This is a genomic window from Ideonella azotifigens, assembly GCF_006519715.1.
GTDB classification, from domain to species: Bacteria; Pseudomonadota; Gammaproteobacteria; order Burkholderiales; family Burkholderiaceae_C; genus Ideonella; species Ideonella azotifigens.
In genome coordinates this window covers 1-6,662 of the sequence record NZ_VIDT01000283.1, presented here as the reverse complement: position 1 = coordinate 6,662, position 6,662 = coordinate 1, and the positions used below count along the sequence as shown (strand labels likewise).

Sequence of the window (6,662 nt, the reverse complement as noted above, 5' to 3'; positions counted from 1 at the left end):
TGAAAAAAGCCGACCCTGAGGTCGGCTTTTGCTGAAACCAGGCCCGAAGGCCTGAAGCATCAGAAGTTGTGACGGATGCCAGCACCGTAGCTGCTGAAGTTCTGGCCCAGGCCTTGTGAACCAGCATCAGCGAACGCTTGGTAGGCAGCGTTGTCGTCGTTGTTGAGCTTGCTGTAGAACGCGTACACCTTGGTGCGCTTGCTCAGGTTGTAGTTCCACTGAGCCGTCCATTGGTTGGCGCCGCTGTCAGGCACGCCGTCGATCTTGCCGGCCTGACCGTAGTTCAGGTGCAGTTCGTTGTTGCCCAGGGTGTACATGCCCGAGACACGCCAGATGTTGTGCTTGGAGTCACCGCTGACCTGGCCGTAGTAGCCGCCGAAGGTGAACGCGCCCAGTTCGTAGACCGCACGGCCCACGGTCTGCTTGTCGTCGCCGTGCTGCTCGTAGCCCAGACCCAGGTGCAGAGGACCGCGGTCGTAGTTGACGGCGCCGGAGTAGATCTTGTCTTCGCTGCCCGCAGTCGCTTCGGCGACTTGGGCGTGGCCCACGAAGCCCGCGACCACCGGGGTGTAGTAAGCAACAGCATTCTTCAGGTTGCCGTAAGCGATGGTGCCGCTGCCGGCGCCAACGACGCTGTAGAAAGCGTCTTCGGTCGGGCCCGTGTCATGGTTGTGCATGCCGATCCAGTCAGCAGTGGCGTAGTAAGCCTCGCTGGCGGACATGTTGCCCAGCTTGACCGTACCGAAACGGGTGGCCAGACCGACCCAGGACTCACGGCCCCAGAATGCGGAGCCGCTCTTGCCCGTCGAGGCGTCGAAGCCGCTCTCGATCAGGAACAGGCCCTTCATGCCGCCGCCCAGATCTTCTTCGCCCTTGAAGCCGATGCGGGAGTTGTAATCCTGGATCACATTGTTGCGGTCGCCATCGCCAATCTTCTGGCTTTCAGCAGCCACGTTCAGGCGACCGTAAATGGTCACCGAGCTTTGTGCGAACGCAGCGGGAGCCGCCAGGGTGGCCGCGATCGCGGTCAGAACGAGAGATTTCTTCATGAGAAGGACCCTTGGTCAATGTAAACAAAGGAGCCTCACGTCTGCGCGAGCAGAGCAGCGAAACTCTGAAGTGCTGAATGACAACACTGTGAAAAGCAGTTTATCGCTGGAACAAGTGCGTCCTGAAGGTTTACCCTGGCGCCGCCCTCAAACAGGGCTCAATCTGTTGTTGCGATGCAACTTGCGTAGGACTGCGCCGACATCACGCACGCCGCCACAATCTACCCATGGACCACACTTTCATCTCGGCCTTTGTCCTGCTCCTGCTGGTGCTGGACCCTTTTGGCAGCCTGCCGATCTTCATTTCGGTGTTGCGCAGCGTGTCCCCTGAGCGCCGCGCTGTCGTGGCGATTCGCGAAGTCTCGATTGCCTTTTCGGTATTGCTGGTCTTCATGTTCACGGGCGAAGGCTTCCTGCGCCTGATGCACCTGTCGGAGCGTTCGCTGGAGGTCGCCGGCGGGGTGATCCTGCTGATCATTGCCATCCGGATGATCTTCGCTTCAGGGGGGGAAATCTATGCCACGGAGGGCCAGCGTGAGCCGATGATCTTTCCGCTGGCGGTGCCGCTGCTGGCAGGCCCGTCAGCGATGGCCACCGTGCTGCTGCTGGCCTCGCGGCAGCCCGAGCGCATGTGGCACTGGGTGGGGGCGCTGACGCTGGCGATGCTGGTCAGCGGCGCGGTGATGCTGGCAGCCGACCGCATTCGCAAAATCCTCGGTACGCCGGTGGTTTCGGCGGTTGAAAAGCTGATGGGCCTGGTGTTGACGGCGGTGGCGGTGGAAATGATTTTGGCGGGGTTGAAGCGCTATTTCTTCGGGCTTTGACAGGGCAAAAGAAAAAGCGGCTTAACGCCGCCTTTATATTTTCAGAATACTTGCAATCATCGTCCGCGCAAGTGTGCGGGCGCTTCCAGCCGCTTGGCCAGTGTTGAGAGCAGCAGGGTCAGGATCAGGTACATCGCCGAGATTGCGAGGTATGGCTCCCAGTAGCGCGAATATGCGCCCGCCACCGTGCGGGCTGCCAGTGCCAGCTCGGCCAGGCCAATGGCCGAAACCAGGGACGAATCCTTGATCAGGGTCACACCCTCATTTACCAGCGCCGGCACCATGCGACGGAAGGCTTGCGGCAGGATCACGAAGCGCATGGCCTGCGAGTGCGACAGCCCCACGCTCCAGGCGGCCTGGGTCTGTCCCAGGTGAATGCTCTGGATGCCGGCCCGGAAGATCTCGGAGATGTAGGCGCCCGCATTGAGCGAGAGCGCGACGCAGCCCGAGAAAAACGCGCCGTGCTCCTGGCGGAAGGTCCTCGCCATGTCGCCCGACAGCAGCAAGCCGTTGTCCGGATGGATCAAGGCCGGCATCACCGCGAAGTGCACCAGCAGGATCTGCACGAACAGCGGCGTGCCGCGGAAGAAGGTGACGTAGGCGGTCGTGATGCCACGCACGATCACCAGCAGCCACCGCGCGGGCGGGGACTGCGGTGGGGGCGCACTGCGTGAACTGCTGATCAGGCCCAGCACCACGCCGAGCAGGAGGCCAACCACAATGGCCACCAAGGTCAGCTCGATGGTGGTCAACAGACCGCTCATGAAGAGCGGCCAGTAGCCCGACAGGATTTCCCAACGCAAGTCCACGCCGTGCGCTCCGCGTCAGTTCGAGGCGGCGGATGCAGCCGGTGCGGCAGCGGCGGGCGGCTCGGTGCCGAAGGTCTTCTTGTAGATCGCTGCGTAGGTGCCGTCAGCCTTCACGGCGGCCAGGCCCTTGTTGATCATGCCAAGCAGTTCGGTGTTGCCCTTCTTCACCGCAATGCCGTATTGCTCCGGCGCGAAAGCCTTGTCGGAGACGGTCTTGAACTTGGCGCCAGGGTTGTTGGCCACGTAGTGGATCACCACGCCGTTGTCGGCCACCACTGCGTCCACGCCGCCGGCTTCCAGTTCCTTCAGCGCCAGCGGGGTCGACTCGAAGCGCTTGATGGTCGTCGCGGTCTTGCCTTGCAGCTTGGTGACCACTTCGTCACCGGTGGTGCCGGTCTGCACGCCGACCTTGAGCTTCTTCAGGTCGTCGAACTTCGAGATCTTCGACGACTCCTTCACCGCGATCAGCTGGAACGCGTCGAAATACGGGTCCGAGAAATCCATGGTCTGCTTGCGCTCGTCGGTGATCGTGATCGACGAGATCAGCAGGTCGCGGTCACCCTGGCCCAGCGCGTTGAAGATGCCTTCCCAGGGGGTGTTGACGAACTTGACCTGGAAGCCGCCTTTTTCTGCCACTGCGTTCAGCAGGTCGACCGACAGGCCGACGATCTCGCCCTTCTCGTTCTGGAACTCGAACGGCGCATAAGCGGCGTCGGTGCCGACCGTGTAGACCTTGGCTGGCGCCGGGGCGGGCGCAGAAGCCGGGGCGGACGCCGTTTCGGCCGGCGCGGGCGGCGGCTCTTGCTTGCCGCAGGCAGCCAGCACCAAGCCGGCCACCAATGCGGTGGCGGCCTTCAGGAAACGACGGGTATCTTGTTGAGCCATGGATGTCCTCAAAACAGTGGGCAAAACTAAGGAAAAACTAGTTCCTTCAGTGTACGGCCGGGTTACGCAATATTTACGCCACGGCGGCACGGGGTAATCACGCACCGAGGCGGTGCCTTGTTACCTGGGCACACATTGCCGCGGCGGGATGAAATGCACAGCCAGCCGGCGGCCTTTGGTACGCGGATTGCCGCAATCCCGGCAACACGCGCTCGGCGCACGCCGCCTTCCCTGCAGGCAGTCGTCTTCGCCCGGCAATTGACTTCCTTCAGCTTCAAGGAGAACCGATGTCCCGATGCCACGCTACCCGACACCGACGTTCGACGACCGTTCTCGCCCTCTGCCTGCTCGGCCTGCCAGGCGTCGCGCTGGCCCAGGCCACCGTGAAGCCCGATGGCAAGATGCGCTACGCCCTGGGCGCGGGCGCCAGTTATTCGTCTGGCAATACCAGTGCGGCCAGCGTCAATCTGAATGGCGAGGCCGTGCAGGCCACCGACGAAAGCAAGCTGACCTTGGGCGGCAAGGCCTTGTGGTCCCGCTCGGAAGGCCAGACCACGGCAGAGAACGTGTCCCTGGGTGGTGCCTATAACCAGGATTTCACGCCAGCCTGGTTTGGCTTTGGCAGCGCCGATTTCCTGCGCGATGAATTTGCCAACATCCAGGCGCGCGGCTCGGTGCACGGCGGTGTCGGCCGACATTTGATCAAGCGCGACGACCTGACCTGGGATGCGACGCTGGGCATCGGCTATTCGCAAGACCGCTATTTCGATCCTGTTGTCGTCAACGACGAACTGCGCGTCCGTTACGGTCGCGCCGAGTTGGTGCTGGGCGAAGAGTCCAGCCATAAGTTCACTGAAACCACGAGCTTCCGCCAGAAGCTTTCGTACTACCCTGCACTGGATTCCGGCGGCGGCTCGCGCGCGACGCTGGACGCCGGCCTGGCCGTTGCGATGACCGCCAGGCTCAGCCTCACCGCCGGGCTGAACTACCGCTATGACAGCGATCCCGGCGTCGGCCTGAAAAAGGGCGACACGCTGTTCGTCACCGGCATCTCCGTCAAGCTGGACTGAGGCGCCGGCCGGTGTCGAGGCGCCAAGCTGGTTAGCATGCCGCATGGAGAACCTTCGTCGGCAGGCCTTGGCGCTGCTGCTCACCCCATCGCCTGACGCCAAGGCCGAAGGCACGCGTGCGCTTGATCCGTTGGCTGCGCTGGACACCGACGAGGTGTTAGTCGAACCGGCCGGCATTCCCGGCCGCCCGCCCAAGCCCGAGCTGATGCCACACACCGCACTGAAGCATCGTTCTGTCGGCACGCTGGAGGGCAGGGCGGGCCTGCTGCATGCCTTGGCCCACATCGAGTTCAATGCGATCAACCTGGCGCTGGACATCGTCTGGCGCTTTGCCGGCATGCCGGCGGACTTCTACCGGCAGTGGCTGCTGGTGGCGCGCGAAGAGGCGCTGCATTTCCAGCTGCTGCGCGACCATTTGCTGGCGCTGGGCTTCCGCTATGGCGACTTCCCGGCGCACAACGCCTTGTGGGAAATGGCCGAGAAGACCAAGGGCGACCTGCTGGCCCGCGTCGCGCTGGTGCCTCGCACGCTGGAGGCGCGGGGGCTGGACGCTTCGCCGGCGGTCAAGGCCAAGCTGGTCGGCGCAGGCGACCTGAAGGCTGGCGCCATCATCGACATCATCCTGCGCGACGAGATCGGTCACGTCGCCACCGGCAACCACTGGTACCGTTGGCTGTGCGATCAGCGCTGCCTGGCACCCGTGGCCACCTATTCGCAGCTCGCGGCGCAATATGGCGCGCCGCGCATGAAAGGCCCGTTCAACCTCGACGCCCGGCGCGCAGCCGGTTTCACCGAAGAAGAGCTCGCGAGCTACCGCGGCTGACGGCATGCAGCCCAACCGATGCAAGACCTTGGCTGCGCCTGCTGGTATCAAGCTTCGTAAAATCGGCAGTCTTCCAGGCGCAGCGTCGCAGACCGCACACGCGGTCACCGTTTGCGTGGCTGCGGACCCATCCCATGAGCGAACTCCATAAATTCCTGTTTGAAGGCCTGCCCGTGCGCGGCATGCTGGTGCGGCTGACCGACAGCTGGCAAGAGGTGCTGCGCCGCCGTGAGGCTGCGGGCGACTACGCGCCGCCGGTGCGTGAACTGCTGGGCGAGATGGCGGCTGCCGCCACGCTGATGCAGGCCAACATCAAGTTCAACGGCTCGCTGATCCTGCAGGTCATGGGCGACGGTCCGGTCAAGCTCGCAGTGGCCGAGGCCAAGGCCGACCTGAGCTTTCGCACCACGGCCAAGGTCGTCGGCGAGGTGCCGGACGGCGCCCGTGTCGAGGCCATGCTGAACCTGCACGGCCAGGGCCGCTGCGCGATCACGCTGGACCCCGCCGACCGGTTGCCCGGCCAGCAGCCCTACCAGGGCATCGTGCCGCTGCACGACGACCAGCGCCGGCCGCTGCAAAACCTCTCGGAGGTGCTGGAGCACTACATGCTGCAGTCCGAGCAGCTGGACACTCGCCTGATCCTGGCCGCCAACGGCGAAGTCGCTGCCGGCCTGCTGATCCAGCGGCTGCCGACCAAAGGCGAGGGCAACCTGGCCGGCGAGCGGCCGGGCGCCACGCCCTGGGGCTCGGGCGACGAGGACCAGATCGGCCAGTCGGAAGCCTTCAACCGCATTGCCCACCTGGCCGCGACGCTGACGCGCGAGGAGCTGTTGACGCTGGAAGCGGACACGATCCTGCGCCGGCTGTTCTGGGAAGAATCAGTGCGCCGCTTCGAGCCGCTCACGCCCAGCTTCGGCTGCAGTTGCTCGCGCGAACGGGTGCGCAACATGCTCACCGGCCTGGGCCGCGAAGAATCCGAAAGCATCCTGAAAGAGCGCGGCGACATCGAGATCGCCTGCGACTTCTGCGGCCAGCAATACCATTTCGACGCAGTCGACGTGGGTGAGATGTTCACGCCAGGCCGCGACCAGCCGCCCGCCTCAGCTTCGCTGCAGTGAGCCGGCCGTGCGGATGCGCTGCTGGAAAGCGGTGTGCTCGCAGTCCGGTTGATCGCAGCTGTCGCAGGCCCACAGCCAGGCGGG

General features: G+C 64.1%; 7 protein-coding genes. 4 read left to right on the top strand and 3 right to left on the bottom strand.

The window, feature by feature from the left end:
• Nucleotides 1-59: 59 nt before the first annotated feature.
• Entirely contained in the window at nucleotides 60-1,049 is a 990-nt protein-coding gene (locus FKP22_RS16905) for a porin (RefSeq protein ID WP_141288625.1), read from the bottom strand.
• Between the two features lie 227 nt (nucleotides 1,050-1,276).
• Here FKP22_RS16905 and FKP22_RS16900 point away from each other — a divergent pair, with 227 nt between their 5' ends.
• Nucleotides 1,277-1,873 (top strand): MarC family protein, encoded by a 597-nt coding sequence (locus FKP22_RS16900; protein ID WP_141288624.1) that lies wholly within the window; start codon nucleotides 1,277-1,279, stop codon nucleotides 1,871-1,873.
• A 56-nt stretch (nucleotides 1,874-1,929) separates the two neighbouring features.
• On the opposite strand, the gene FKP22_RS16895 is transcribed toward FKP22_RS16900, so the two are convergent.
• Nucleotides 1,930-2,682 carry an amino acid ABC transporter permease gene (locus FKP22_RS16895; protein ID WP_141288623.1) on the bottom strand — a complete coding sequence of 251 codons (753 nt, stop codon included), beginning with the start codon at nucleotides 2,680-2,682 and terminating at the stop codon, nucleotides 1,930-1,932.
• Nucleotides 2,683-2,697: 15 nt separating this feature from the next.
• Nucleotides 2,698-3,567 (bottom strand): basic amino acid ABC transporter substrate-binding protein, encoded by an 870-nt coding sequence (locus FKP22_RS16890; protein WP_141288622.1) that lies wholly within the window; start codon nucleotides 3,565-3,567, stop codon nucleotides 2,698-2,700.
• A gap of 287 nt (nucleotides 3,568-3,854) precedes the next feature.
• Between FKP22_RS16890 and FKP22_RS16885 the strand changes: the two genes are divergently transcribed.
• The 3 genes from FKP22_RS16885 to hslO all read left to right on the top strand — a co-directional run bounded on the left by FKP22_RS16885 (nucleotide 3,855) and on the right by hslO (nucleotide 6,578).
• Entirely contained in the window at nucleotides 3,855-4,637 is a 783-nt protein-coding gene (locus tag FKP22_RS16885; protein WP_141288621.1) for a DUF481 domain-containing protein, read from the top strand.
• Nucleotides 4,638-4,680: 43 nt separating this feature from the next.
• Nucleotides 4,681-5,460, top strand: coding sequence for a ferritin-like domain-containing protein (locus tag FKP22_RS16880; RefSeq protein ID WP_141288620.1), 780 nt, complete (start codon nucleotides 4,681-4,683; stop codon nucleotides 5,458-5,460).
• A 134-nt stretch (nucleotides 5,461-5,594) separates the two neighbouring features.
• Nucleotides 5,595-6,578, top strand: coding sequence for an Hsp33 family molecular chaperone HslO (gene hslO / locus FKP22_RS16875; protein ID WP_141288619.1), 984 nt, complete (start codon nucleotides 5,595-5,597; stop codon nucleotides 6,576-6,578).
• The last annotated feature ends 84 nt before the right edge of the window (nucleotides 6,579-6,662 follow it).

What these genes read in the sequence shown, in the direction of transcription:
- FKP22_RS16900 (WP_141288624.1), top strand. Translation starts at nt 1,277, where the DNA reads ATGGACCACACTTTCATCTCGGCCTTTGTCCTGCTCCTGCTGGTGCTG.
- FKP22_RS16890 (WP_141288622.1), bottom strand. Translation starts at nt 3,567, where the DNA reads ATGGCTCAACAAGATACCCGTCGTTTCCTGAAGGCCGCCACCGCATTG.
- FKP22_RS16905 (WP_141288625.1), bottom strand. Translation starts at nt 1,049, where the DNA reads ATGAAGAAATCTCTCGTTCTGACCGCGATCGCGGCCACCCTGGCGGCT.
- hslO (WP_141288619.1), top strand. Translation starts at nt 5,595, where the DNA reads ATGAGCGAACTCCATAAATTCCTGTTTGAAGGCCTGCCCGTGCGCGGC.
- FKP22_RS16885 (WP_141288621.1), top strand. Translation starts at nt 3,855, where the DNA reads ATGTCCCGATGCCACGCTACCCGACACCGACGTTCGACGACCGTTCTC.
- FKP22_RS16880 (WP_141288620.1), top strand. Translation starts at nt 4,681, where the DNA reads ATGGAGAACCTTCGTCGGCAGGCCTTGGCGCTGCTGCTCACCCCATCG.